Genomic DNA, 25,365 nt, shown 5'->3' with positions numbered 1-25,365 from the left:
GGTCAGGCTTCCTGCAGCAGGGCGTCGACCACCGCCGAAAGGTCGGTGGCCACGCGTGTGCCCGGGGGTAATTCACCTTGTTGCGCCTTGGCGCCATTGCCGGTCAGGACCAGCCAAGGCGCACAGCCTGCCGTTGCCGCGGCTTGCAGGTCACGCAGAGAGTCACCCACCGCAGGGACGCCATTCAGGTTGACGTCGTAGCGCCGGGCGATGTCGTAGTACATGCCAGGCAGCGGTTTGCGGCAGGTACAGCCGGCTTTCGGGCCATGGGGGCACAGGAAAATCGCGCTCACCGCGCCGCCTGCCTGCGCGACCTCGCGGTGCAGTTTGGCGTGGATGGCATTGAGCGTGGCGGTGTCAAACAAGCCTCGCGCCAGTCCGGATTGATTAGTCGCCACCGCAACGGTGTAGCCGGCCTGAGTCAGGCGGGCAATGGCGGTCAGGCTGCCTGGCAGGGCCACCCATTCGTCGGGGCTTTTGACGAAGGCGTCGCTGTCCTGATTGATGACGCCATCGCGGTCGAGGATGATGAGTTTCACTGTGCCAACCTGGAAATGTCAGCAACCTGGTTCATCAGCCCGTGCAATTGGGCCAGTAGCGCCAGACGGTTGGCACGTACGCCAGGATCCTCGGCCATCACCATCACGTCGGCAAAGAACGCATCGACCGGCTGACGCGCTTGTGCCAAGGTGCTGAGGCTGCCCGCGAAGTCGCCCGCTTGCAATTGAGCTTCGGCTCGGGGGCGCAGTTCGGCCACGGCGGCGGCGAGGGCTTGCTCGGCGGGCTCGGTGAGACGCGCCGCGTCGATATTCCCGATTTCACCGTCGGCCTTTTTGAGAAGATTGCCGATACGCTTGTTGGCGGCAGCCAGGCTGGCGGCTTCAGGCAACAGGCCAAAGGCCGTGACAGCACGGACGCGAGCCGCGACCTGATGCAGCGGCGGCGCCAGGGCGATGACGGCGTCCACGGCATTGCGGTCGAATTCCCCAATGAGCTGGTTGCGATAGCGTTCGTAGATGAATGTGCGGACATCGTTGCACGTATCGGCGGGGATCTTGTCCGCGGGAAAGGTTTTCGCGGCCAATGACAACAATCCATGCAGCGACAACGGACCATCGGCGCTGGCTGCCAGCCAACCGCCGGCGGCCAGTTGCTCGAACGCGCTGATGAGGCCCAGCGCGGCGCGGCGCAGGCCAAAGGGATCGCGCTCGCCCGTGGGAGCCAAGCCGATTCCCCAAATACCGATCAGGGTCTCGGCCCGTTCGGCGATGAAGAGCGTCGCCGCGGTGAGTGCCTCGGCACTGACGGGAGCATCCAGCCGGATGCGGTATTGTTCGCGCAAGGCGTGTACAACGGCCTCGGGCTCGCCATCACCGGCGGCATAGTAGGCCCCCATGATGCCTTGCAGCTCGGGGAATTCGCCCACCATGTTCGAGCCCAGGTCGGCCTTGGCCAGCAAGGCGGCACGATCCGCGGCAGCGACATCGCTGCCAAGCTGTTCGGCGATGGTGCGGGCAATCGCGCGCACGCGTTCCACGCGTTCGAGCTGCGTGCCCAGTTTGTTGTGATAAACGATGGTGCCCAACTGCTCCACGCGAGCCGCCAGCGGGGTCTTGCGATCGGTATCAAAGAAGAACTGCGCATCCGCCAAACGTGGGCGCACCACGCGCTGATTGCCTTCGACGATGTTGACCGGATTGTCCGTCTGCATATTGCTGACGATCAGGAAATGGTGGGTCAGCTTGCCAGTGGTCGGGTCAAACAACGGGAAGTATTTTTGATTCAGCCGCATCGTCAGAATCAGGCATTCCTGCGGAACCTGCAGGAACTGCTCGTCAAACTGCCCCTCGTACACAGTGGGATGTTCGACCAGTGCGGTGACTTCGTCCAGCAGCGCGACGACCTCGGGGTCATCGCCCAGCGTGGCACTCAGACGGCTGGCGTGCGCTTGCAATTGACGATCGATATCGGCGCGCCTTGCTTCGAACGAGGCGATGACGCGACCTTGTTCGGCCAGCGTGGTCTCGTAGGTGTTCGCGTCGGCGATTTCCACGGGACCGGTGCACATGAAGCGATGCCCCAGGGTGCTGCGCCCCGCGCTCAGGCCCAGTATCGATACCGGGATGACGTCCGCGCCATGCAGCGCGATCAGGCTGTGCGCAGGCCGGACGAACTTCACGCTCGTGACGCCGTCGGCCAACTGATAACGCATGACCTTAGGGATGGGCAGGCCGTCGATGGCCGCTTGCAGGCCCTCCTGGAGACCATCGGCGAGCTTGGCGCCCGGCGCGGTGCCACGCGCGATCAGATAGTCTTGTTTGCCGTCGGACTCGCGAGCCAGCGTGGCCGGGTCGAGGTTTTCCAGGCCTTTGGCGGCCAGTTTCTTGATCAAGGCGGGCGTGGGCTTGCCATCGGCATCCAGGCCGACTTTGACGGGCATCAGCTTTTCAGTGTAATCCTGATCGGGCGCCTGGTCGCGCACGGCCGACAGGCGTACCGCCAGACGGCGAGGGGTCGCAAACACAGCGGCCTGGCTGTCATCGGCGAGCAGGCCATGCTTGGCCAGCGTGCCGCGAATGCCTTCGGCGAAAGCCTGGCCGAGCTTTTGCAAGGCCTTGGGCGGGAGTTCTTCGGTCAGCAGTTCGACCAGCAGGGGGCGGGTATCGGTTGTCATTCAGGCAGCCTCCTCGGTGCGGCGGCCAGCCAGCATGGGGAAGCCCAGTCGTTCACGGGAATCGTAATAAGCCTGTGCGACGGCACGCGACAGGTTGCGGATACGGCCGATATAGGCGGCGCGTTCGGTCACACTGATGGCGCCACGCGCATCGAGCATGTTGAAAGTGTGTGCGGCTTTCAGCGCCGCCTCGTAGGCCGGCAGGGCCAGGGGAACGTCCATGAGGCGCTTGGCTTCGGCTTCGTAGTCATTGAAATGCGAGAACAGCATGTCCGCCGAGGCATATTCGAAGTTATACGTGGACTGCTCGACCTCGTTTTGGTGGAACACGTCGCGGTACAGCACCCGATTGCCGTTGACACCTTCGGTCCAGACCAGGTCGTAAACGCTTTCTACGTCTTGCAGGTACATGGCCAGGCGTTCCAGGCCGTAGGTGATCTCGCCGGTTGTCGGGGTGCAATCCAAGCCGCCCACTTGCTGGAAGTAGGTGAACTGGGTGACTTCCATGCCGTTGAGCCAGACCTCCCAGCCCAGGCCCCAGGCGCCCAGCGTGGGGTTTTCCCAGTCGTCCTCGACGAAGCGGATATCGTGCTGCGTGGGATCGATACCCAGTGCTTTCAGCGAGCCGATGTACAAATCCAGGATCTCGGGCGGCGCGGGCTTGAGCACCACCTGATATTGGTAATAGTGCTGCAGACGGTTCGGGTTTTCGCCGTAGCGGCCATCCTTGGGGCGGCGCGAGGGCTGCACATAGGCGGCACGCCAGGGTTCCGGCCCGATCGCGCGCAGGAAGGTGGCCGTATGCGAGGTACCGGCGCCCACTTCCATGTCGTACGGTTGGAGCAGGGCGCAGCCCTGCTTGTCCCAGTAGTCCTGGAGCGTGAGAATGATTTGCTGAAAGGTGAGCATAAGATTCTTGGAATTCGGATCGCCGGGCAGGCCGGCCAGTGGATGCTGCAGCCCGGCCTTTGGGCGGGAAAGTCGGCCATTTTAACTGGCCTGCGGCCAGGACGCTGCCACCGGCTCTGGCGGTAGCGGTTAATGGCGCAGCTTACCCGGATTTCTCTCCTCAGCTTTGACCAGGGTTTTTCCAAGTCTCGAGGGCGTGACGCCTTCGCACCCGATGTGCGAGCGCGTCGTCGTCGGGCAGATCCGCGATCAGATTTAGCACGCTATCGCCTGCATCATTCCAGATCAAAGTGCTGGCTAGGAAGATACACAGCAAATCGACAGAGGGCTCATGGCCATTGAACACTGCGTGTATGAGCGCCGTGTTTCCATCCCGATCCTGTGCGTCGATAATGGCACGGAAATCAGCCCTCGCTAATGTGTGCTGCGTTTGTGGGGAATGCGGCAAAAAATGATTGTATTGCGCTGCAGTTCTATTACACAGCGTCCAAACGCACTTACGGAGCATCGCTGTTTGCTCGGCACGCACCGTCAGTATCGGCAGTGTCTGGCCGGTGTCGCCGGTGCACATTGTGAGTACGTTGAGCGGCAGCTTGTCGACTAGCACCTCGAACGCCTGGACGCTGCCTTGTTCTATAGCGTTATGCAAAAGTGAATACGCAAACGTCATCTCGTCAGGATCGGTCCATTCCTCTGCGTGATTATCGATGAGCAACGCGCCGATGGCCTCATGGTTGTTGTTGGCAACGTGTTGCAACAGTGCTTGTTCAAGCTGCGTCCCTTGTTCTGCCGCAGTAGGGGCCGCGTAGAAAAAGGAAGAACAATATTGTCCGAACGATACGAGATAATTGTTTAACATTTTGGTCCTTGGGATTGGGCGCGTCATTACGCACCGCGAGGTTGCGAGCGAAAACGTCGTATTTGCCGGATCGCCGCACTCCTAGGTGTCCCATTGACGGTTCCAGTTCCGTTTCCTTTCGCTAATGTCGATGGACAGGACAGAGGTATTACTAATTGTAAATTTATCTGGACGCCGTTGATCGTATGATTCGGTATCTCTGCAAGTCTTATAGATAACTGCGGGCCGAGCGCCCGCCCTGGGAGCTTTGCATGTCCGAATTGATCAAGGTCGAGGTATCTGACGGTATTCAGATCATCACCGTGAACCGTCCCGAAGCAAAAAATGCCATCAACCTGGAAGCCGCGCAGGCCATGGCCGCCGCGCTGGAGGATCTGGATAGCCGCGACGACGTGCGCATTGGCATCCTGACCGGCGCCGGTGGCACATTCTCGTCGGGAATGGACCTGAAGGCGTTTGCGCAAAGCGGCCAACGCCCGCTGGTCGCCGACCGTGGCTTTGCCGGCCTGAACGAAAAGCCACCGCGCAAACCGTTAATCGCCGCCGTCGAGGGCTATGCCCTGGCGGGCGGATGCGAAATGGCCCTGGCCTCCGATCTGATCGTCGCGGCCAATAATGCCAAATTTGGTTTACCTGAAGTCAAGCGCGGACTGGTCGCCAGCTCGGGCGGGATGTTGCGCCTGCCGCGCCGGTTGCCCTATCACATCGCCATGGAAATCATCCTGACCGGCGACATGCTGACCGCCGAGCGTGCCCACGCCTTTGGACTGGTCAACCGCCTGACCGAGCCGGGCAAGGCCCTGGAGGGCGCGCTGGAATTGGCCCGCACCATCGTCGCAAACGGCCCCCTGGCCGTGCAGACCGCCAAGAGCATCGTGTCGCAGGCGACAGACTGGGATCAGGACGGGATGTTTGACCGTCAGCGCCCATTGGTCGCGCACATTTTCACGTCCGCCGACGCCAAAGAGGGCGCCACGGCCTTCGCCGAAAAACGCAAGCCAGTCTGGCAAGGAAAATAAGCCCCGTCAGTCATAAAATAGTATGTTGATCGCGCGCGACCCGGCCATCGGGCCGCGTATTCCCTTATCTATTGCTTTTGCTTATCCCGCCATGTCCACTCTGATCAAAGAAGACGACCTCATACAGTCTATTGCCGATGGTATCCAGTTCATCAGCTACTACCATCCCGTCGACTACATCCGTCATCTGGCCCGTGCCTACGACCGCGAGGAAAGCCCGGCCGCACGCGACGCGATGGCGCAGATCCTGACCAACTCGCGCATGTGCGCCGAAGGCAAGCGTCCCTTGTGCCAAGACACCGGCATCGTGAACGTCTTCCTGAAAATCGGCATGGACGTGCGTTTCGACACAAAGCGTTCGCTGCAAGAACTCTGTGACGAGGGTGTGCGCCGCGGCTACACCAACCCCGACAATCCGTTGCGTGCCTCCGTGCTGGACGATCCGCTCTTCGCCCGCAAAAACACGCGCGACAACACGCCCTGTATCCTGCACGTCGAGCTTGTCCAAGGTGATAAGGTCGACGTGCAAATCGCTTCCAAGGGCGGTGGTTCGGAAAACAAGTCCAAGTTCGTTATGCTCAACCCCAGCGATTCGCTGGTCGACTGGGTGCTCAAGACCGTCCCCACGATGGGCGCAGGCTGGTGCCCGCCCGGCATGCTGGGGATCGGCGTCGGCGGTACCGCCGAAAAAGCCATGTTGATGGCCAAGCAGTCCCTGATGGAAGACATCGATATGTACGAGCTGCTGGCCCGCGGCCCGCAAAACAAGCTCGAAGAATTACGCATCGAACTCTACGAAAAGGTCAACGCGCTGGGTATTGGCGCCCAGGGCCTGGGTGGCCTGACCACGGTGCTCGATGTCAAGATCAATACCTTCCCGACGCACGCCGCCTCCAAGCCCGTCGCGATGATCCCCAATTGCGCGGCGACCCGTCATGCGCACTTTGAGCTCGACGGCTCCGGTCCGGCCCGCCTGGATCCCCCGGCATTGTCGGAATGGCCCGAAGTGCACTGGGCGCCCGACTACAACAAGTCCAAGCAGGTCAATCTGGACACACTCACGCCCGCCGAGGTCGCCAGCTGGAAACCCGGCCAGACCTTGCTGCTGTCCGGCAAAATGCTGACCGGCCGCGATGCCGCCCACAAGCGCATCCAGGACATGCTGGCCAAAGGCGAACCTTTGCCCGTCGACTTCACCAACCGCGTCATCTACTACGTCGGCCCGGTTGACCCGGTCGGCGATGAAGTGGTCGGCCCCGCAGGCCCCACGACGGCGACCCGCATGGACAAGTTCACCGACATGATGCTGGCCCAGACCGGCCTGATCTCCATGATCGGCAAATCCGAGCGCGGCCCCGTTGCCATCGAAGCCATCCGCAAGCATAAGTCCGCCTACTTGATGGCCGTCGGCGGTGCGGCCTACCTGGTGTCCAAAGCCATCCGCGAAGCCCGTGTCCTGGCCTTCGAAGACCTGGGCATGGAAGCCATCTACGAGTTCAACGTAAAGGACATGCCGGTAACGGTGGCGGTCGATTCCGAAGGGATTTCGGTGCATAACACCGGACCTAAGGAATGGCAGGCGCGCATTGGGAAGATTCCGGTCGCGGTTGCTTAATTGCTCTTGGCACTCTTGTCGTTGAAGGCGGGAGTCCTGGGGGGGACCGGTCGTTCCCTATCTGTCGGTCGTGCAGGTCCAGAGCCGGGCTAATGGGCCGCGGCGGCCTGGTCGCTCGGCTCAGGCGCAAACCATGCGCCTGATGTCCCCTGCGGGGACTTCCCTTCCTCCAACAGGCCGCCGCGGCCCATTAGCCCGGCTCTGGACTTCTTCGGGTCGAGATTGGGTGCGCGATGGGTTTGTTCCGATTTGTGTGGCTCGGTTTTAATTTGGGCTGCTCGGATTTACTTCGGTAGGGCGTTTTTTCTGCGTGGTTTGCGGGGTTTGGGGGCTACGCCTATGCGCGGGTCGTGCGCCAGGACCAGGGTCGTCAGCTTTTCGGCGGTTTCTTCGAACGCGGCGTCGTCTTGGGGCATGTATAGCCACTTGCCCAGAACGGAATGCGGACGCAGGGCGGGCATGTCCTGGATGAGTTCGGCATGTTGCTCTTTCGCTGTGCAAACCAGCAAGCCATCCCAGGCGCCTCCTTTGTCCGCCACGACCAGGCACAAAAGATCGTCCAGATACGCCGCTTCGCAACCAAACATTCGCTTGCGCAGATAACCCGCATCACGTTCCAGCGCATCGAAAACCCAAAGCAGCGAATTCTGCCCCCCGTCGCGTTTAACCACGCCAAAAATAGACTCAACCATCCCAATCACCTCATCGGTACACGGTATATCCCCCGCATCAGCCGACCATGCCGACACCGTCGATAACATAGCCCTAGAGTAGTACGAAGAATCCGACATCAATCGACAACATACCCCCAGAGTCGCGTGAAGCGTCCGACATCAGCCGACAACATAACAGTCAGGCGAAACGTCCGACATAGAAGCATCCGACATTATTCAATAACGCAAGTCCCGGGCGGGGTAATGGCCCCCACCGGCCTGTTGGAGGGAGGGAAGTCCCCGCAGGGGACATCAGGCGCATGGTTTGCGCCTGAGCCGAGCGACCAGGCCGGTGGGGGCCATTACCCCGCCCGGGACGCTTTAAGAACAACATCGCATCGCAAAAACGCGGGTTTTCCCTAATGCAAACCCTGTCGATTAGAGAAGAACACGTTCGTCGTAACGGTACATCCTCTCTTTTTAACCAGAACGGAGTACATACCATGTCGACGGGAACTGTTCATCTGCATCGTGTTTTGCGTGCCACCCCTGAGCGGGTTTATCGGGCTTTTCTAGAGGCCGATGTCGTTGCCAAGTGGCTGCCGCCTTATGGGTTCACGTGCCAAGTGCATCACCTGGACGCGCGGGTCGGCGGCACGCACAAAATGTCGTTTCGTAACGTGACGACGGGCAAGGCCGACTCGTTTGGCGGCGAATATCTGGAGCTCGTGCCGTTTGAGAAAATTCGTTATACCGATAGCTTTGATAATCCGGCTCTGCCAGGCGAGATGATCGTCACCGTGACACTGCGGCAAGTGTCTTGCGGGACGGATCTGAGTATTGTGCAAGAAGGGATTCCCGAGCAGATTCCGACAGAGATGTGTTATCTCGGCTGGCAGGAGTCACTCCTGCAACTGGCGAAGGTCGCAGAGCCCGTGATTCCCGATGAGTGACGTCAATTTTCGATAGTTGCGCCGTCGTTGATCAATCGCTGTTGAATCGACGTCACGGGCAGATCGGTGAAGGCGCCGCCCGTGAACAGGCTTGCGGCGGTGCCGGCGGCTTGTCCCATGACAAAGCATCCACCACTGGCGCGCGAGGCGGATTGCCCCTCGTGGGTAGCCGAAGCGCAGCGTCCCGCTACCAGCAGATTGTCGACTTGACGCGGTATCAGCATGCGCCATGGCAAGTCGTTGTAGGCGCGAGTCGATGAGGTCGGGAAGACCCATTGAACGCCACCCGACGTATGGAGCTCCATGGGCCAGGCATTGATGCCGATCGAATCTTCGAATTGTGCCGAACCTTCGATATCCGCGCCGGTGAGCTGATAAACGCCTTTTATCCTGCGCGTTTCACGGATGCCGATTTGTGGCGCGATTTCGATAATGTAGGCGTTGGAAAAGCCGGGGACTTCGGCGCGCAGAAATTCGAAATAGGCGGCGACTTGGCGGCGGCCTTCGATCTCGCCGCGGCTTAACTCGAGCGCGTCTACGCCATTGACGGCATTGCCTTGGGCATTCTTGATTTGCGTGACATTAACGCGCCATTCCGTCGGGTTGATCTGGGGACGAATAATGGCCCCGTCGCGCGGGAATTGGTATTTGTTAGGGTGTTTTTCTTGAGCCAGGCGCATGAAATCGTTGATGGCCTTGAACTCGCCCACGGCTTTCAGCGCGATTTCCGCATCCACATTTCCGACGCGAAACATGGTGGTGGGATACAGGCCGCTACCGTGACCATCACCGACCTCGAAGTCCACGCCCGCCTGCGCCGCAAGGTCGCCGTCGCCCGAGCAATCGATGAACGCATTGGCACGTATCGCGCGTCGCCCTGACTTGGTTTCGACAATGACATGTGTGATGCGGTTGGCGTCTTTGAGCACGGCGGCCGCGTGCGCGTGGAACAAAATGTCGACGCCGTGATGCAACAGCAGTTGGTCCGCCGCGCACTTATAGGACGACGTATCGTAGGAGCGCACACGGATGCGGCCCTGCATGCCATCTTGGGGTTTGTTCAGGCCGCCGAGGCGATCCAGTCGTTCGAGTAGTTCGTCTACGACGCCATGAACGAGCTGCACCATTTCCCCATTGCGACGACCGTACAACCCTGCGAAATTCGTGACACCGCCGGCGGTACCCATGCCGCCAAGAAAACCATAGTGTTCGACGAGCAGCGTCTTCGAGCCGTTTTTGGCGGCGCTGACCGAGGCAGCGATGCCAGCGGGGCCTCCACCGATCACGACGACGTCGTATTCCCCATAGACGTCAATGGCTTTCTCCGATTCGCGTAATTCCATAGTCATGTATGAGCCAAAATAAGGTTGCGTTTCGTGTTGTGTCCCTTGATAGTAGCGCGCCGGGGTTTGGCCATGACCGGATCGAACTGTGTCAGGTGACTTCAGAATGGCGTTAAGGTGGCATTAGGATCGCATTAGAGCGGCTTGGGCGTAGCATTAGGGTGGCCCTGTAGCACGCTCTACACCGGCTTGCCCAGCACGTCTCGCAAAATCTCCTGCGTGTGCTCTCCCAGCAGAGGCGGCGCCTTGCGATACACCACGGGCGACGCGGAAAAACGTAGCGGGCTGGCCGTGACCGGGGCCGTGCCGCCTAGTGGATGGGGGAGTTCGCGCCGCAGTTGGCGAGCCTGTACCTGCGGGTGGGCGAAGGCTTGCGCGATATTGTTGATGGGCCCGCTGGGCACGCCCGCGGCTTCCAGTTTGGCAATCCACTCGTCGCGCGGCCCTTGCTTCATGATGTCTGCCAACAGGGCGATGAGCGTCTCGCGATTTGTCACCCGTAGGCGGTTGGTGCAAAAGCGCGGATCATCGCCGAGCTCGGGCGCTCCGATGGCTTTGCAGTAGGCGCGGTACTGTGACTCGTTGCCCGTCGCCACGATCAAGTGTCCGTCACTGGCGGCAAACACCTGATAGGGCACGACATTTTGATGGGCATTGCCCGCGCGCACGGGTGCGACGCCCGAGGTGAAATAGTTCGAGTTCTGGTTTGCCAGCATCGCTACATGGCAGTCCAGCAGTGCAATGTCCAACTGTTGCCCCAGCCCGCTGCGGTGCCGCTCTTGCAGCGCGGCCAGGATCGCCACGGTGGCATACATCCCCGTGATGATGTCCGTGACTGCGACGCCGGCTTTCTGTGGCCCGCCGCCTGGCAGGTCATCGCGCTCGCCCGTGATGCTCATCAGGCCGCCCAGCCCCTGGATCATGAAATCATAGCCGGGCAACTGCGCGCAGGGGCCGTCCTGGCCAAAGCCCGTGACCGAGCAATAGATCAGGCGCGGGTTCAGTTCCTTCAGGCTGTCGTAGTCCAGGCCATACTTGCGCAGGCCGCCGACCTTGAAATTTTCGACCAGGATATCGCTGTGCACGACGAGTTCGCGAATCAACGAGGCGCCCTCTGGCGTGGCCATATCGGCCTCCAGTGATCGCTTGTTGCGATTGGCGCTCAGGTAATAAGCGGCTTCGCTGGTGTCCTGCCCCTGGCCGTCTTTCAGGTAGGGAGGGCCCCAGTGGCGGGTATCGTCACCCGTGCCCGGGCGTTCGACCTTGATCACATCTGCGCCCAGATCGGCCAGATTTTGGGTGCACCAGGGGCCAGCCAGGATGCGGCTGAGATCGAGGACGCGTATACCTTCCAGGGGTGGGGGGCGTTGTTGCATGAGAGGTGAGGCCTTGTTGCGGCGAACCGCGTTCAATGAGGAATCGTGCCGATACCGGGGTTTAGGAGCCTGCCGTCGAACATCCCGTGTTTGACGGGATATGCATTCAGGCGATGGCGCTTCTCAGATGGGATCCCAGTCGATGACGTCCGGCGAACGCTCTAATGCGTAGAAATGTTTACGCATGGCGGGCATGGCGATCTCGCCGATCAATTCCGGGGTCCAACCCTCGCTGTGATGCACGGTGCGTAGTGGCCGCGGCTGGCTCATCAGCATGATTTCATTGGCGCGCACCGCGAAAATCTGCGCGGTGATTTCGTGGGCGGCGTCGCTGACCAGATAGACCGCCAGGGGAGCCACCTTGCCGGCTTCCATCTTCTTCAGTTTTTCGACACGGGCTTTCTCTGCCTCGGTTTCCGCCGGGATGGAGCTGGTCATGCGGCTCCAGGCAAACGGCGCAATGCAGTTCGAGCGAACGTGGTAGCGCGACATATCCAGCGCGATCGATTTGGATAGCGCCACGATGCCCAGTTTGGCGGCTGCGTAGTTGGCCTGGCCGAAATTGCCGATCAGGCCCGATGTCGAGGTCATGTGCACCAGCGCGCCCGATTCTTGTTCGCGGAAATAGGGCGCGGCGGCACGGCTCATGTAGAACGATCCGTTCAGGTGCACGTCCAGCACCTGGCGCCATTCTTCTTCGCTCATTTTGTGAAAGACGCGGTCGCGCAGGTTGCCGGCGTTGTTGACGACGGCATCAATGCGTCCATAAACGTCAATGGCGGTCTTGATGATGTTGTGGGCGCCCTCGTAGCTGGCGACGCTGTCGGTATTGGGGCAGGCCTGGCCGCCCGCGGCCTGGATTTCCCGCACTACGGCCTGAGCGGGGCCATCGCCGCCGCCTTCGCCTTGCAGTGACACCCCAATATCATTAACGACCACTTTGGCGCCTGCCGCGGCCATGGCCAGCGCGACGCTGCGCCCAATCCCGCCGCCCGCTCCTGTGACGACGACCACTTTGCCTGAAACCATACCGCTCATGAAAATGTCTCCTTATAGGGCGAGTCCGTGACGGGGAGTGAGCCAGCCCGAACTGTGTACCGATGTTGGCACACTTCACTGCCTACATGGTAGATTTCCAGGCTGGGTAGCGGAATTCAAAATTAAAGACACCCCCCTTCTGCACGGCGGAACATGAGACATGACCTGACCGACCTGCGTTTATTCGTGAACGTAGGAGAAACCCTGAACTTGACCCGTGCCGCCGAGCGCACCTTCCTGTCGCTGCCTGCGGCCAGCGCGCGCATCAAGAACATGGAAGAGGCCTTCAAGGCCCGATTGCTGGTGCGGCAGGCAACGGGTGTTGCCCTGACGCCGGCGGGTGCGGTGTTGCTTAAACACGCACATGCGGTGTTCCGACAACTAGAGTGCCTGCATGCGGATTTGCAGCCCTACGCCAGTGGCATCAAGGGGCGGCTGCGGTTGCTGGCCAATACCACGGCCACCAATTCGTTTCTGGCCGATGCGATGTCCACGTTCCTGGCAGAGAATCCCGATGTGGATATCGAACTCGAGGAAAAAATCTCGGGCGACATCGTATTGGCCATCCGCGCCGGCGCGGCGGATCTGGGAATTGTCGCAGGCAATGTCGACGTCGAGGGGCTGGACGTGATGCCGTTGTTTCGCGATGATTTGGTCGTCGTTACGTCATTGAATCATCCCCTGGCACAGTCGGAGTCGGCGCGTTTTGTAGACGTGATCGACGCGTATCAGTTTGTGGGTATCCATCCCAACAGTGCGATTCAGACGTTCCTCGAAGACATTGCCTCGGGCCTGGGCAAGCGCCTGTGTCAGCGCGTGCACGTAGGCAGTTTCGAGGCCGTCTGCCGTATGGTCGAGGCGGGAGCGGGTATCGCGGTGGTGCCGCGCGCTTGCGCGGCCCGTTATAGCCGTCCGCAAGCCCTGCATGTGCTGCGTCTGGAGGACGCCTGGGCCAAGCGCGCACGCCTGTTGTGCCGTCAGCGTGGTCGCGATGTGCCGCGCTTTGTCGAGAATTTCATCGAGCATGTGCGCACGGCGGCGCGCGCGGGTTAGCGTCGTGCTGCGACGGGCGCGGAGCAGAGGCTGTGCTGGTGCTGAACAGGGGGTTCGGCAAATAAAAATCGGCAAGCAGGCCCGCGTGCGCGAATAATACGGGCACAGCGCACGGTATGACGCCGACGCGCACAGACAAGAAACCGGAGACACACACATGCAAGATCCGCAACGCCGCCGCTTGCTGGCGGGGCTGGGGGCCGCTTGCGCAGCCGCTTCTTTACCGTTTGCTGCACGCGCGGCCGCCTGGCCCGACCATGCTGTTAATTTCATCGTCCCGTTCCCGGCAGGGGGACCAGTAGATACCACTGCACGGTTTATCTCTCAACCGCTGGGCACGATGTGGCACGTACCGACTGTGGTGGACAACAAGGCAGGCGCGGGCGGGATCGTGGGCGCCCAGGCGGCGGCCAAGTCCCCCGCCGATGGTTATCACTATTTCTTCGCCTCGATTCACCATACCGTGCTGCCCAGTTTGCGTGGGAGCTTGAGTTACGACGTGATGACGGACTTTGTGCCGGTAGGCATGGGGGCTGTCTTTCCCATCGTGCTGGTCGTACACGAGTCGGTACCCGTCAAGAGCGTCGAGGAACTGATCGCCTATGCCAAGAAAAACCCTGGCAAACTCTCCTACGGATCATCGGGCACGGGCGGTGGGACGCATTTGGCGGGTGCGTTGTTCAACAGCATGACGGGGACACGCCTGCAGCATGTGCCTTATCGCGGCAGTGCCCCTGCCATGCAGGATTTATTGGGCGGTCAGGTCCAGGTCATGTTTGCGGACGGCCCGTCGGCGATACCTCATCTTTCCGGAGGAAAAATTCGCCCGCTTGGCGTCGGCAACCCCGAGCCGTCGGCACTGTTTCCCGGAATCCCTACGATTGCCGCGTCGGGCGTACCGGGTTACGAGGCATATTCCTGGAGCGGCATGCTGGCCCCCGCAGGCACACCGATCGATATCGTCAAGCGGGTCAATGCCGACATGAGACAGATATTGAGTGATCCGGTCACGGTCAAGCGCATGCTCGCAGCGGGCGCCGAGCCCAAGCCTGGGTCGCCCGAAGAGTTTGAGGCGTTCCTGCAGGCGGAGCTGGCGAAGTGGAGCAAGGTCATCAAGGACGCCGGGATCAAGGTCGAGTGATCGGCGCCTGAGGCGCGACGAGTTCAGTATGCGCCCCTCTAGACGTGCCATGCGGTTCCGTACGCCCTTACGGTTCAGTACGTGCTATGCGTTCAGTAACGCCCGACGAGCCTCGTCATACTCCAGGGCAAGCTGTTCGATCAGGGCGGGGGTGGGGAGCAGTTCCTGAACTGCACCGACCCCCTGTCCCGCGCTCCATACGTCTTTCCACGCTTTAGGGCGGGTACGCTTATCCATGTTGACCGGATTGGTGGCCATTTGCGCCAGTTGCGAAGCATCCAGCCCTGTGGCCGCGATACTGGGAATCAAGTAGTTCGCCGGGACGCCCGAGAAAAACGGCGTATAAAGCACATCATCGATACTCGCTTGCAAGACCATGTCGCGATAGGAATCGGGAGCCAGCGATTCCTGTGTCGCGATGAAGCGTGTCCCCATGTACGCAAAATCACAACCCAGCACCTGGGCGGCCAGCACGTCTTTGCCGTGGCTGATACAGCCTGACAACACGAGCGGTCCGTCATAGAACGCCCGAATCTCGTTGACCAAGGCGATGGGATTGAGCGTGCCTGCATGGCCGCCCGCGCCCGCGGCCACCAGGATCAATCCATCGACACCGGCCTCCAGCGCACGGCGCGCATGTCGTACGGTCGTGACATCATGAAAAACCAGGCCACCGTAAGGATGCACCGCCTGAACCACTGTATCGGGGGCATGCAGCGACGTGATGATCAGCGGAACACGGTGCGTGACGCAGATATCCAGGTCGCCCTGCCAGCGTGGGTTGGTGGGGTGCACGATCAGATTCACGCCATAGGGCGCCACACGCGCTTCGGGGTGCGTCTCGCGGTAATACGCCAGGCCGGACATGATGCGTGTCAGCCAGTTATGCAAGGCCTCTTGCGGCCTGGCGTTCAGCGAAGGAAAGGTTCCGATAATGCCCGACGTGCATTGCGCGATCACCAATTCCGGCCCCGACACCAGGAACATAGGTGCGGCGATGATAGGTAGGCGGGTACTCGCACGCAACGACTGCAAGGCGGACATGATCAGATACTCCAATCTCAGATCAATTGCTTTGGATATTGGCGGACTTGATGACCTCGTCCCACATGGCGTATTCACGATCAATGCGCGACTGAACAGCTTGGCCGTCACCCTCGTCAACGGTATAGCCGCCCTTGACCATAGCCTTGCGAAATGCCGGATCCTCCTTCACGTCGTTCAGCGCCTTGTTCAGTCGTGTTTTGATGCCATCCGGCAGTTTGGGCGGCGCCATCAATGCGTACCAACCAACCACTTCGTAATCCTTCACGCCTGCTTCGATCATGGTAGGAACATCAGGCAGCTCTGGATTACGGGTGCGCGAGGTCACCGCCAGTGCGCGTGCCTTACCGCTTTTGATAAACGGAATGGCGGTGCTGGTAATGTCGAACATAAACGTGATTTTGCCGCTGACCACATCCAGCATGGCGGGTGAATTACCGCGATAAGGCACGTGCAGCATTGGCGCCTTGGCCTGCAGTTTGAGCAGTTCCGCCGACAGGTGGTTAGAGGCGCCGACGCCGGCCGAGCCAAAGCTGACCGCATCCGGGTGGGCCTTGGCATACTCAAGCAGCTCGCCAACGCTCTTGGCGGGGTTCTGCGGGCCGATCAGCAGGACGTTGGTGTAGTCCACCACCATGCCGATGGGCGTGAAATCCTTATGGGGATCAAACAAGGTGCTCTTCTGTACCAGCGGAGAAATCGTCAGTGACGGGCTGGCGGCAAATCCCAGCAGATAGCCGTCGGGCGTCGCCTTGGCGGTGGCATCCGACGCAATCATGCCGCTGGCCCCCGCACGGTTCTCCACCACCACAGTTTGCCCCAATTTGTCGCCAAGATACTTGGCAAAGACCCGGGCCGTGGTGTCGACCGGTCCGCCGGGTGCGTAGCCGACCAGTAGGCGCAGCGGTCGGTCGGGATAGGTGGCTGCCTGCGTGGACGCGGCCGCGGTACCTAGCGCCGCGGCGAGCGCAGTGGCTTGCAAGAAGTTCTTGATAATCATGATGTGTCTCCGTTTTGCTGTTTTGTTATGAGTGCGAGTTTGATGGGGACGCACCGTGTCCCCCGTCCGCGGCATGACTATCTGTCCGGGACATTTCCTACAAGGTTGCTTGCGTTCCCAAAATGGCGGTGGACTGACTGGACAGCGTGCCGCCATTGCCATGCACGAGCGCCAATTGCGCCCCATCGATCTGACGCGCGCCACCTTCGCCGCGCAGTTGCCGCACGGCTTCGATCATGATGAACACGCCATACATGCCAGGATGTACGCAACACAGTCCGCCGCCATTCGTGTTGACGGGCAATCGCCCGCCCGGGGCAATCGCACCGTTCTCGACATAGGTGCCACCTTCGCCCTTGGCGCAGAATCCCAGGTCCTCCAGAAACAGAATCGTGTTGATGGTGAAGGCGTCATACAACTCAACCACATCGATATCCGCAGGACGCACCCCGGCCATGGCAAACGCACGCTGACCCGACTGCTGCGCTGCCGTGACGGTCAAGTCTTCCATTGAAGAAATCTGTCGATTCCACACGGCAGTCGCATTGCCCAGCACATAGACCGGCTTGCGAGGCAAGTCACGCGCACGGTCGGCGCGCACCAGCACATAAGCCCCCGCACCATCCGTGACCAGGCAACAATCGCGCACGGTCAGCGGATCCGACACCATGCGCGCGGACAGGATCTCATCCAGCGTCGTGGGCTCGCGCAATTGCGCTTCCGGATTGCGTTGCGCCCATTGATTCGCCGCCAGGGCCACATGCGCGAGCTGCTCGCGCGTGGTGCCATACTGATGCATATGACGTGCAGCCGCCAGAGCATACGAGCTAAGTGGGCTGAGCGGCGCATAGGGCGTTTCGTAGGGTTGCGGATCAAAGTTCTTGCGCACCCGCCCGATCTCGGCGCGATTCAACGTCGATGTCCGTTGCGTACTGCCATAGCACACCAGCACGGCATTGCATTGCCCCGATTCCAATGCCTGCAAGGCGGGCATCAGATGTGCCACGAAGCTCGATCCACCCAACATGGTGCTATCGATAAAGGTCGGACGAATTCCCAAATGCTCAATCACTGGCATCGCCCACATCGTGGCCGCCACACTGGCCGTACAGATGCCATCGATATCGCGCAGGCTCAGCCCGGCATCGGCCACGGCACGCTGCGCCGCCTGCACCAAAATCTCCATTTCGGAAAAGCCATCCGCTCGCCCCAGCCCGGCATGGCCCACGCCCGCAATCGCAACGGCACCACGCAACTGTCGCAAATCGCTCATGCCGCCTCCCGCGCCACAAATACCACTAGCCCCTGATTCTGATGCACGCGAACATCCGCCCGCACATCCATACCAATGCGAACCGCATCAGGTGCCATACCCTCGACTCGGCTCATCATGCGTACACCTTCGTCCAGATCAATCAGCGCCACGTTGTAATCCCCACCGGCTTCGGCTTTTCGCCGCACTATCGTGGTCGAATACACCGTCCCGCGCCCGCTTGGTGTCTCCCACCGCAAGTCGGGCGCACCACAATGCGGACAAACCATACGGGGATAGAAAACTGCGCGCGCGCAGGCGTCACAACGCTGAATCAAAAACTTGCCCTGAGCGAGCGCCTGCTGATAGTGCAAATCAGGGCCGCTCGCCTGAGGTGTGTCATTTTCTACGGAGGTCATCATTCTGCTACGCGTCGATCAATGGTAATGGCGGCAGTGTCACGGTTGTTGGCGCCGTTGACCATTCTTCATTGCCGAAGCAGGGGTTTTGCGTAGCGGTATTCTTTTGTTCTTCTTTGTGGCGGCGGGGGTGTTTGCTGACGGGGGGTGTCTCGGTTAACACGTCCGGTTCGCGCTGGACGGGGTCGCACCGGCCAGCTCGGAACGGCTCGGCCCATTATCAGGGGCCTCGGCCCCGCTGCGCGGGGCTGCCCGTTCCTCAAACTGGCCGGCGCGACCCCGTCCAGCGCGAACCGGACTCGCTATCGTGGCACGCGTCGGATACATGGCTGCGATGGCAATGGGCAAGTGGTGCTGCGCTGTGCGATATCCAAGTGGTGTTGCGATGTGTAGGTAATGCCGCGATGGACGATGACATTGCCACGAACGATGTCCGACAATTGCGGGTCATCGGTGACTGGGAGATGTTGCGAGTCGCAGAGTGTGTGTAGAAGGCGGTGGCGGCGTGGTCGCTCGGCTCAGGCGCAAACCATGCGCCTGATGTCCCCTGCGGGGACTTCCCTCCCTCCAACACGCCGCCACCGCCTTCTACACACACTCTGCGACGCCTAAAGAACCAACACCCCCCAAAAATAAGCCAACCTTCGCGCCAACAAAACCCCCGCTTCCGCAGAGGCAGATTGCATCGAACCCACCTCTCGTGGCTAGATGCGTGTTAAGGAGACAAGACATGGATCTAAGTTGGACGCCCGAAGAACGGCGATTTCGCGAGATGGTGCGTGATTTTGCGAACGAGAAATTGCCGCAGGATATTCGTGCCAAAGTACTGAAGCACCAGCGCTTGCATCGTGACGACTATGTTCGGTGGCATCGCGTACTGGATGATCAGGGGTGGGGGGCGCCTACCTGGCCTAAGGAGTTTGGCGGGACCGGGTGGAATGCGATTGAGCGGCTCATCTTTGAGGTGGAGTGCTTCAAGGCCGGAGCGCCGCGGTTGTTGCCATTTGGGTTGAGCATGATTGGCCCCGTATTGATGAAGTACGGAAGCCCTGAGCAACAGCAGCGCTTGTTGCCGCGCATTATCCGAGTCGATGACTGGTGGTGTCAGGGATATTCCGAGCCCGGGTCGGGGTCGGATCTGGCTTCGTTGAAAACGCGTGCGGAGCTCGATGGCGATTGTTATGTGATTAATGGCCAGAAGACCTGGACGACGCTAGCGCAGTACGCGGACTGGATGTTTTGCTTGGTGCGCACGGATCCGCAGGCGAAGGCGCAGCGTGGTATTTCGATGGTGTTGCTGGATATGCGTTCGCCCGGCGTGAGCGTGCGGCCTATTCGTACGTTGGACGGCGGGCACGATGTGAATGAGGTGTGGCTGGAAAACGTGCGGGTACCGATAGCGAATCAGGTTGGCGAGGCGGGGCAGGGTTGGACGTATGCCAAGTATTTATTGGGTCACGAGCGCACGGGTATTGCCGGATTGGGGAGTTGCTATCGCGAGTTGGGCATTCTCAAAGCGTTGGCTGCCCGGACGTCGTGGCGAGGTCGGCCAGTCTTGCAGGACAGTCGAATACGCGATCGCATTTCGCGTGTGGAAGTCGACATCATGGCGCTGGAGATGTTGTTGCTGCGGGTTGCGGCGGCGCGAGGAGATGCACCTGGGCCGGAGGCGTCGGTGCTGAAGATTCGCGGCTCGGAAATCCAGCAGGATCTGGCCATGTTGCAGATGGAGATCGCGGGACCGGATGTGTGGCCGTATGACCCGGACTGGATGGAGGCCGATGCGGCGTTTCAGGGGCCGGGGCCCGAGATGGCGGCCGCGGCGGGTGCAGGGTATGCCGATATGCGCAAGACGTCGATTTATGGCGGTACGACGGAAGTGCAGAAGGGCATTATTGCTCGCATGATGTTGGGCCTGTAGTGCGCCCCACGACTCGCTATCGCAAGGAATAAGACAATGGATTTTGCATACACGGAAGAGCAGCGCATGCTGGCCGATAGCCTGCGGCGTTTGGTGCAGGATGAGTGGGGGTTCGCGACGCGGCGTGCGCGGGCCACTCAGGTCGCAATGGATGCGCGGGCGTGGGCCCAGTTGGCCGAGCTGGGCGTGTTGGGGCTGAATATTTCCGCGGAGTACGGTGGGTTTGGTGAACCGCCCGCGAGTTTGTTGCCGGTGCACCTGGAGTTGGGGCGAGGTCTGGTATCGGAGCCGGTGATTCCCAGTGCTGTGATGAGTGCGGCCTTGCTGGTGGCCTGCGCCGATGTTGCCGTGCGGCAGCGGTGGTTGCCCGCGTTGGCGACCGGGCAGGTGATCATGACGGTGGCGTATCAGGAACCGGGTCGTCGTTATGAGACGGATCCGAGCCTGTGCCGGCTGACGTCCGCCGGGGATACGGGGTTGCAGTTGTCCGGCACGAAGCATCTCGTCTGGCATGGCGCGGCGGCGCATGCCTGGTTGGTGTCGGTGCGAGATGCCGATAATGAACCGGTGCTGCTGCGGGTCCCTGCCGATTCAAAGCGCGTGACGGTGGTAGACACGCCGACGTTGGATCGGGCGCGCTGTGCCCGGCTGGATTTTGATCGTACGCCGTTGGCGAGTGACGCAATCGTGGCGCGCGGAGAGCGTGCGCGGGACGGTCTTGCCATGGCATTGCAGTGGGGAGTGGCGGCACTGTGCGCGCATGCGGCGGGCGCGATGGAGCGCTTGTTGGAGATTACGATTGATTATCTGAAAACGCGGCGCCAGTTCGGTCAGCCGTTGGCGGCGTTTCAGGTGTTGCAGCACCGGTTGGCCGATATGTTGGTCGCAAAGGAAATGGGGTTGTCCATGGCCTATGTAGCCGCGGCGGCGCTCAGCGAGCCTGATGAGGGGCGGCGTTCTCGCATGTTGGCCAGCGCCAAGCTTGAGGCGGCACGGGCGGGGCGGTTTGTGGCCCAGAGCGCAGTGCAATTGCACGGGGGCATGGGGATGACCGACGAGCTGGAGGTCGGCGACTATTTCAAGCGCTTGACGATGGTGGATCAGCTATTGGGCGACAGCGCTGAGCAACTGGCGGTGCTCGAGACGTTGGCAGCGCTGGAGTAATCGGCAATGCAGCAAGAGTTGACAGCACCGAAGAGGTCGGCAACGCGAAAGGAGGCGGTATGACGCTGGACTATCATCAGATTCAGTTCGTTTTGCAGGATGGGGTGGGCGTGATTACCCTGAATCGGCCGGACCGGCTAAACAGTTTTACGGCGGCCATGCATGGTGAGTTGGCGCAGGCGCTCGATACGCTGGAGGCTTGCGACACACTGCGTGGTCTGGTGATTACGGGTGCGGGGCGAGGGTTTTGTGCGGGCCAGGATCTGGGCGAGCGTAAGCCCTTGCCGGCAGGGCAGCGCCGGGATCTGAGCGAGGGTTTGAGGAATTGGTATCGGCCGTTGATTTTACGCCTGAGGGCGCTGCCGGTGCCCGTCGTGTGTCTGGTCAATGGCGTGGCGGCGGGTGCCGGCGCCAGCCTGGTGCTGGCCTGTGATGTGGTGTTTGCGGTGGAGTCCGCGCGCTTTATCCAGGCATTTAGCAAAATCGGCCTGTTGCCCGATGCGGGGGGCACGTGGTTCTTGCCGCGCCTGGTGGGATCCGCTCGCGCGATGGGGGCGACGTTGTTCGGCGAGACCGTGACAGCGCGTCAGGCCGAGGCCTGGGGGCTGATCTGGCGGTGTATTCCCGACCAGGATCTGCTCTGCACACGCGAAGAAATCATCGGTACGTTGGCGCAAGGGCCCACGCGGGCATATGCCGCGACAAAGCAGGCGTTGCACGCCTCCAGCGGCAATACACTGACCCAACAGTTCGATCTGGAGTGTGAGCTGCAGCGCGAACTGGGGCATACGGACGACTATCTGGAGGGCATGCATGCCTTTGCAGAGAAACGCGCGCCGGTGTTCCTGGGGAAATAGCACGATCGTCCGGACCAAGGATTTCAGCCTTTTGAACACGGTCTTGTAGAAATACGAATTCACAAATATCGGCAGGGAAGGCATGCTTGCGGTTGCCATGACATTGCCCAAGGAACCCTGTATATGACGTCTTCTCATCCCGCCGACTGGATCGGCCGCGGCGAGTCTGTGACCGATAACCTCGACGCAGGCCATGCCGCGCGTATTGCCGTCACCCTAGGGGGGGCCGCACCCGCTGCGGGCGAGCCGCTGCCCGCGCTATGGCAGTGGGCGTTCTTTATCTCTCCGGTCGGCCTGGAAGGTATCGGCGAAGACGGCCATCCGGCGCGTGGAGGCTTTCTGCCGCCCGCCGATAATCGCAACCGTATGTGGGCGGGCGGACGGGTGACGTTTCATCAGCCCCTTCGGGTGGGCTCGCCCGCCGAGCGCCGTTCCTCGGTGATGGATGTGCGCGAGAAAACCGGTCGCACGGGCGCGTTGCTGTTTGTGACGGTACGCCATGAGTACCATCAGGATGGCGTGCTGGCCCTCGAAGAAGAACAAGACATTGTCTATCGCCAGCCGTCTCCCCCGAAGCTCGTAGGCTCGGACGCGCCGCCGGCGTCGCAGTGGCGCGAGCAGATTGACCCTTCGCCGGTATTGTTGTTCCGCTATTCGGCCGTGACCTTCAATGGCCATCGTATTCATTACGACCATCCTTATGTCACGGGCACTGAAGGGTATCCCGGGCTGGTGGTGCACGGCCCCATGATCGCAACCCTGATGGTGGCGGCGTTTCAGCACGCGAATCCGACGGCGCGGCTGGAGCACTTATCCTATCGTGGCTTGCGTCCGCTGATTGCGCCGACGCCGTTCGACGTTGCCGGTCACGTGGCCGAGTCCGGCCTGGCCGAGCTGTGGGCCGAACAGGACGGCACGCTGGCACACCAAGCCCAACTGAGGTTTTCCGCATGAGTGATTCTCCCGCTATTCGCCCGCTGGACGGGATTACCGTCATCAGCCTCGAGCATGCCATTGCGGCGCCATTTTGTACCCGTCAGTTAGCCGACATGGGCGCCCGCGTGATCAAGGTCGAGCGACCCGGCGGTGGTGATTTTGCACGCGGCTATGACGAGCGCGTACGTGGCTTGTCGTCGCACTTCGTCTGGACGAATCGTTCCAAGGAAAGCCTGACATTGAATCTGAAGCATCCGGACGCGACCGACGTGATGGAGCGTCTGCTCGAGTCGGCCGATGTGCTGGTGCAGAATTTAGCACCCGGTGCTGCAGAGCGGCTGGGCTTGTCGTTTGAGGCGCTGCATGCCAAGTACCCCAAGCTGATCGTGTGCGATATTTCCGGCTACGGAGAAGGCGGGCCGTACGAGCGCAAAAAAGCCTACGACTTGCTGATCCAGAGCGAAAGCGGCTTTGTGTCGGTGACCGGTTCGCCGGACGCGCCGGCCAAGGCAGGATGCTCGATTTCCGATATCGCCGCGGGCATGTATGCGTATTCCGCGATTTTGAATGCGCTGCTATTGCGCCAGCGCACGGGCTTGGGTAGCCGTCTGGATGTGTCCATGCTGGAAAGCATGGTCGAATGGATGGGCTACCCGATGTATTACGCTTTCGAGGGGGCCGCGCCACCACAGCGTGCGGGCGCGGCGCATGCCACGATCTACCCGTACGGCCCGTTCCCGGTGGGCGACGGCGCCACCATAATGTTGGGCCTACAAAACGAGCGCGAATGGCGCGTCTTTTGCGAGCAGGTGCTCAACCAGGTCGAGTTGGCCGATGACGAGCGTTTTGCGTCGAATTCGCGTCGAGCGGCCAATCGCGACAGTTTGCGTGCGTTGATTGTCCAGGCCTTTGCCGAGATGACGATAGATCAAGTCACCGATCGCCTCGAAGCCGCGCAAATCGCCAACGCACGCGTCAACGACATGAATGATGTGTGGGAACACCCGCAACTGCAGGCGCGCGAGCGTTGGCGCGAGGTGGGCAGTCCCGCCGGGACGTTGCCGGCGCTGCTGCCGCCTGCCTCGAGCAATGCCTTTACACCGCGCATGGACGCCGTACCGGCAGTGGGCGAGAACACCGATGCAGTGCTAGCATCACTAGGATACGCGCCCGAGGATGTGGCGCGCTTGCGTACTGCCGAGGTGGTGTGATGCAAACTGTTGTTCGTTCCACATTGTTCGTGCCGGCCAGTCGGCACGAGCGTATCCCCAAGGCGCTGGCCAGCGGGGCCGATCGGGTGATCGTTGATCTGGAAGACGCCGTCGAGCATTTGGCCAAGCACAGCGCGCGCGAGGCGCTGTGCGATTTTCTAGGCACACACCCGGACGTCCGGCTGTGGGTGCGGGTCAACGATGCGTCGACCGATTGGCATGATGACGACCTGAAGGCCTGCCGCAATCATCCTGGCGTGGTGGCGATTATGTTGCCCAAGGCCGAAAGTCTGGCCCAGGTACGGCATGCGGCGCAGACAGGCAAAGAAATTGTCCCCCTTTTGGAAACTGCAGCTGGCATTCTGAATGCGGCCGAGATTGCGGCCACGCCGGGGGTGCAGCGCCTGGCGTTTGGCAGCCTGGATTATGGGCTGGACTTGGGCCTGACACCGAATACCGAGGCTGCGTCCATCGTGCTGGATCACGCTCGTATCGAGATATTGTTGCGCAGCAAGGCGATGGGTTTGTTGCCGCCGCTGGATGGCGTGTTTCCCGGAGTCAAGGATACCGAAGGGATGCAGGAGGCCGCCTATCGGGCGCGTGACATGGGGTTTGGCGGGATGTTGTGCATTCATCCAACCCAGGTCGACATCATTCACCAGGCCTTTGTGCCACCGGCCGAAGAGGTGGCGTGGGCCCGCAGAGTGGTGATCGCGCATCGCGAAAGCGGTGCGGGCACGTTCATGTTCGAAGGCACAATGGTCGATGCGCCCGTGATCGGACACGCCAGACAGTTGCTCGAGCGCGCGGGCGAGCAGGTGTAGCGTTTTTTGCCGCCGGGCCGCCCCAAGGCAAAAAGGCCCCCTTGGGGGGCAGCAAGCCAAAGGCGCAGCGTGGGGGCTTTTTTTGCCGCCGGGCCGCCCCAAGG

Annotated in this window: 23 protein-coding genes; 11 read left to right on the top strand and 12 right to left on the bottom strand. The window is 61.0% G+C overall.

All coding sequences use genetic code 11. From position 1 onward, the window contains the following. Positions 1 to 2 precede the first annotated feature (2 nt). The 4 genes from gmhB to ACYVDM_RS06205 all read right to left on the bottom strand — a co-directional run bounded on the left by gmhB (position 3) and on the right by ACYVDM_RS06205 (position 4,442). Positions 3 to 539: a D-glycero-beta-D-manno-heptose 1,7-bisphosphate 7-phosphatase gene (gene gmhB, locus ACYVDM_RS06220; protein WP_415793579.1), complete on the bottom strand. Its 537-nt coding sequence runs from the start codon at positions 537 to 539 to the stop codon at positions 3 to 5. Continuing rightward, the gene (gene glyS / locus ACYVDM_RS06215; RefSeq protein WP_415793577.1) at positions 536 to 2,674 is read right to left on the bottom strand and encodes a glycine--tRNA ligase subunit beta; all 2,139 of its coding nucleotides are present in this window, start codon (positions 2,672 to 2,674) and stop codon (positions 536 to 538) included. Before glyS ends, gmhB begins: the two co-directional genes overlap by 4 nt. After that, positions 2,675 to 3,583 carry a glycine--tRNA ligase subunit alpha gene (glyQ, locus tag ACYVDM_RS06210; RefSeq protein ID WP_415793575.1) on the bottom strand — a complete coding sequence of 303 codons (909 nt, stop codon included), beginning with the start codon at positions 3,581 to 3,583 and terminating at the stop codon, positions 2,675 to 2,677. 160 nt (positions 3,584 to 3,743) lie between these two features. Continuing rightward, positions 3,744 to 4,442: an ankyrin repeat domain-containing protein gene (locus ACYVDM_RS06205; protein WP_415793574.1), complete on the bottom strand. Its 699-nt coding sequence runs from the start codon at positions 4,440 to 4,442 to the stop codon at positions 3,744 to 3,746. Between the two features lie 251 nt (positions 4,443 to 4,693). Here ACYVDM_RS06205 and ACYVDM_RS06200 point away from each other — a divergent pair, with 251 nt between their 5' ends. Both ACYVDM_RS06200 and ACYVDM_RS06195 read left to right on the top strand, forming a co-directional pair. Then, positions 4,694 to 5,461, top strand: coding sequence for a crotonase/enoyl-CoA hydratase family protein (locus tag ACYVDM_RS06200; protein ID WP_415793572.1), 768 nt, complete (start codon positions 4,694 to 4,696; stop codon positions 5,459 to 5,461). Positions 5,462 to 5,552: 91 nt separating this feature from the next. Further along, positions 5,553 to 7,076 (top strand): fumarate hydratase, encoded by a 1,524-nt coding sequence (locus ACYVDM_RS06195; RefSeq protein ID WP_415793611.1) that lies wholly within the window; start codon positions 5,553 to 5,555, stop codon positions 7,074 to 7,076. 284 nt (positions 7,077 to 7,360) lie between these two features. Here ACYVDM_RS06195 and ACYVDM_RS06190 read toward each other — a convergent pair whose 3' ends face one another. Then, positions 7,361 to 7,768, bottom strand: coding sequence for a hypothetical protein (locus ACYVDM_RS06190; RefSeq protein WP_415789624.1), 408 nt, complete (start codon positions 7,766 to 7,768; stop codon positions 7,361 to 7,363). Positions 7,769 to 8,232: 464 nt separating this feature from the next. Between ACYVDM_RS06190 and ACYVDM_RS06185 the strand changes: the two genes are divergently transcribed. Then, entirely contained in the window at positions 8,233 to 8,682 is a 450-nt protein-coding gene (locus ACYVDM_RS06185; protein WP_415789622.1) for an SRPBCC family protein, read from the top strand. A 2-nt stretch (positions 8,683 to 8,684) separates the two neighbouring features. Here ACYVDM_RS06185 and ACYVDM_RS06180 read toward each other — a convergent pair whose 3' ends face one another. The 3 genes from ACYVDM_RS06180 to ACYVDM_RS06170 all read right to left on the bottom strand — a co-directional run bounded on the left by ACYVDM_RS06180 (position 8,685) and on the right by ACYVDM_RS06170 (position 12,439). After that, a complete protein-coding gene (locus tag ACYVDM_RS06180; RefSeq protein ID WP_415789620.1) occupies positions 8,685 to 10,031 on the bottom strand; it encodes an FAD-dependent oxidoreductase in 1,347 nt (448 codons plus the stop codon). A 173-nt stretch (positions 10,032 to 10,204) separates the two neighbouring features. After that, complete coding sequence (locus ACYVDM_RS06175) at positions 10,205 to 11,401, bottom strand: CaiB/BaiF CoA transferase family protein (RefSeq protein ID WP_415789618.1); 1,197 nt, start codon at positions 11,399 to 11,401, stop codon at positions 10,205 to 10,207. A 123-nt stretch (positions 11,402 to 11,524) separates the two neighbouring features. After that, on the bottom strand, positions 11,525 to 12,439 hold the full coding sequence (locus ACYVDM_RS06170; protein ID WP_415789616.1) for an SDR family NAD(P)-dependent oxidoreductase: 915 nt from the start codon (positions 12,437 to 12,439) through the stop codon (positions 11,525 to 11,527). A 153-nt stretch (positions 12,440 to 12,592) separates the two neighbouring features. Between ACYVDM_RS06170 and ACYVDM_RS06165 the strand changes: the two genes are divergently transcribed. Both ACYVDM_RS06165 and ACYVDM_RS06160 read left to right on the top strand, forming a co-directional pair. Further along, entirely contained in the window at positions 12,593 to 13,492 is a 900-nt protein-coding gene (locus ACYVDM_RS06165; protein WP_415789614.1) for a LysR family transcriptional regulator, read from the top strand. A 157-nt stretch (positions 13,493 to 13,649) separates the two neighbouring features. Then, the gene (locus tag ACYVDM_RS06160; protein ID WP_415789612.1) at positions 13,650 to 14,633 is read left to right on the top strand and encodes a Bug family tripartite tricarboxylate transporter substrate binding protein; all 984 of its coding nucleotides are present in this window, start codon (positions 13,650 to 13,652) and stop codon (positions 14,631 to 14,633) included. A gap of 84 nt (positions 14,634 to 14,717) precedes the next feature. Here the strand turns inward: ACYVDM_RS06160 and ACYVDM_RS06155 are convergent, their stop codons facing one another. The 4 genes from ACYVDM_RS06155 to ACYVDM_RS06140 all read right to left on the bottom strand — a co-directional run bounded on the left by ACYVDM_RS06155 (position 14,718) and on the right by ACYVDM_RS06140 (position 18,348). Continuing rightward, positions 14,718 to 15,677 carry an NAD(P)H-dependent flavin oxidoreductase gene (locus ACYVDM_RS06155; protein WP_415789610.1) on the bottom strand — a complete coding sequence of 320 codons (960 nt, stop codon included), beginning with the start codon at positions 15,675 to 15,677 and terminating at the stop codon, positions 14,718 to 14,720. 22 nt (positions 15,678 to 15,699) lie between these two features. Beyond that, positions 15,700 to 16,677, bottom strand: coding sequence for a Bug family tripartite tricarboxylate transporter substrate binding protein (locus tag ACYVDM_RS06150; RefSeq protein ID WP_415789608.1), 978 nt, complete (start codon positions 16,675 to 16,677; stop codon positions 15,700 to 15,702). A gap of 97 nt (positions 16,678 to 16,774) precedes the next feature. Continuing rightward, complete coding sequence (locus ACYVDM_RS06145) at positions 16,775 to 17,950, bottom strand: thiolase (RefSeq protein ID WP_415789606.1); 1,176 nt, start codon at positions 17,948 to 17,950, stop codon at positions 16,775 to 16,777. Then, positions 17,947 to 18,348 carry a Zn-ribbon domain-containing OB-fold protein gene (locus ACYVDM_RS06140; RefSeq protein ID WP_415789667.1) on the bottom strand — a complete coding sequence of 134 codons (402 nt, stop codon included), beginning with the start codon at positions 18,346 to 18,348 and terminating at the stop codon, positions 17,947 to 17,949. Before ACYVDM_RS06140 ends, ACYVDM_RS06145 begins: the two co-directional genes overlap by 4 nt. A 730-nt stretch (positions 18,349 to 19,078) precedes the next feature. Here ACYVDM_RS06140 and ACYVDM_RS06135 point away from each other — a divergent pair. From ACYVDM_RS06135 to ACYVDM_RS06110, 6 genes are all read left to right on the top strand, one after another. Further along, positions 19,079 to 20,269 (top strand): acyl-CoA dehydrogenase family protein, encoded by a 1,191-nt coding sequence (locus tag ACYVDM_RS06135; RefSeq protein WP_415789604.1) that lies wholly within the window; start codon positions 19,079 to 19,081, stop codon positions 20,267 to 20,269. A gap of 36 nt (positions 20,270 to 20,305) precedes the next feature. After that, positions 20,306 to 21,433 carry an acyl-CoA dehydrogenase family protein gene (locus ACYVDM_RS06130; protein ID WP_415789602.1) on the top strand — a complete coding sequence of 376 codons (1,128 nt, stop codon included), beginning with the start codon at positions 20,306 to 20,308 and terminating at the stop codon, positions 21,431 to 21,433. Between the two features lie 59 nt (positions 21,434 to 21,492). Continuing rightward, entirely contained in the window at positions 21,493 to 22,290 is a 798-nt protein-coding gene (gene paaG, locus ACYVDM_RS06125; protein WP_415789600.1) for a 2-(1,2-epoxy-1,2-dihydrophenyl)acetyl-CoA isomerase PaaG, read from the top strand. A gap of 123 nt (positions 22,291 to 22,413) precedes the next feature. Then, complete coding sequence (locus tag ACYVDM_RS06120) at positions 22,414 to 23,244, top strand: HTD2 family dehydratase (protein ID WP_415789598.1); 831 nt, start codon at positions 22,414 to 22,416, stop codon at positions 23,242 to 23,244. After that, a complete protein-coding gene (locus ACYVDM_RS06115) occupies positions 23,241 to 24,437 on the top strand; it encodes a CaiB/BaiF CoA transferase family protein (RefSeq protein WP_415789596.1) in 1,197 nt (398 codons plus the stop codon). Before ACYVDM_RS06120 ends, ACYVDM_RS06115 begins: the two co-directional genes overlap by 4 nt. Further along, the gene (locus ACYVDM_RS06110; RefSeq protein WP_415789594.1) at positions 24,434 to 25,261 is read left to right on the top strand and encodes an HpcH/HpaI aldolase/citrate lyase family protein; all 828 of its coding nucleotides are present in this window, start codon (positions 24,434 to 24,436) and stop codon (positions 25,259 to 25,261) included. Before ACYVDM_RS06115 ends, ACYVDM_RS06110 begins: the two co-directional genes overlap by 4 nt. The last annotated feature ends 104 nt before the right edge of the window (positions 25,262 to 25,365 follow it).

The organism is Bordetella tumulicola, from assembly GCF_054779135.1.
The sequence above is the reverse complement of the archived record's forward strand: the minus strand, read 5'-3'. Positions and strand labels throughout refer to the sequence as shown.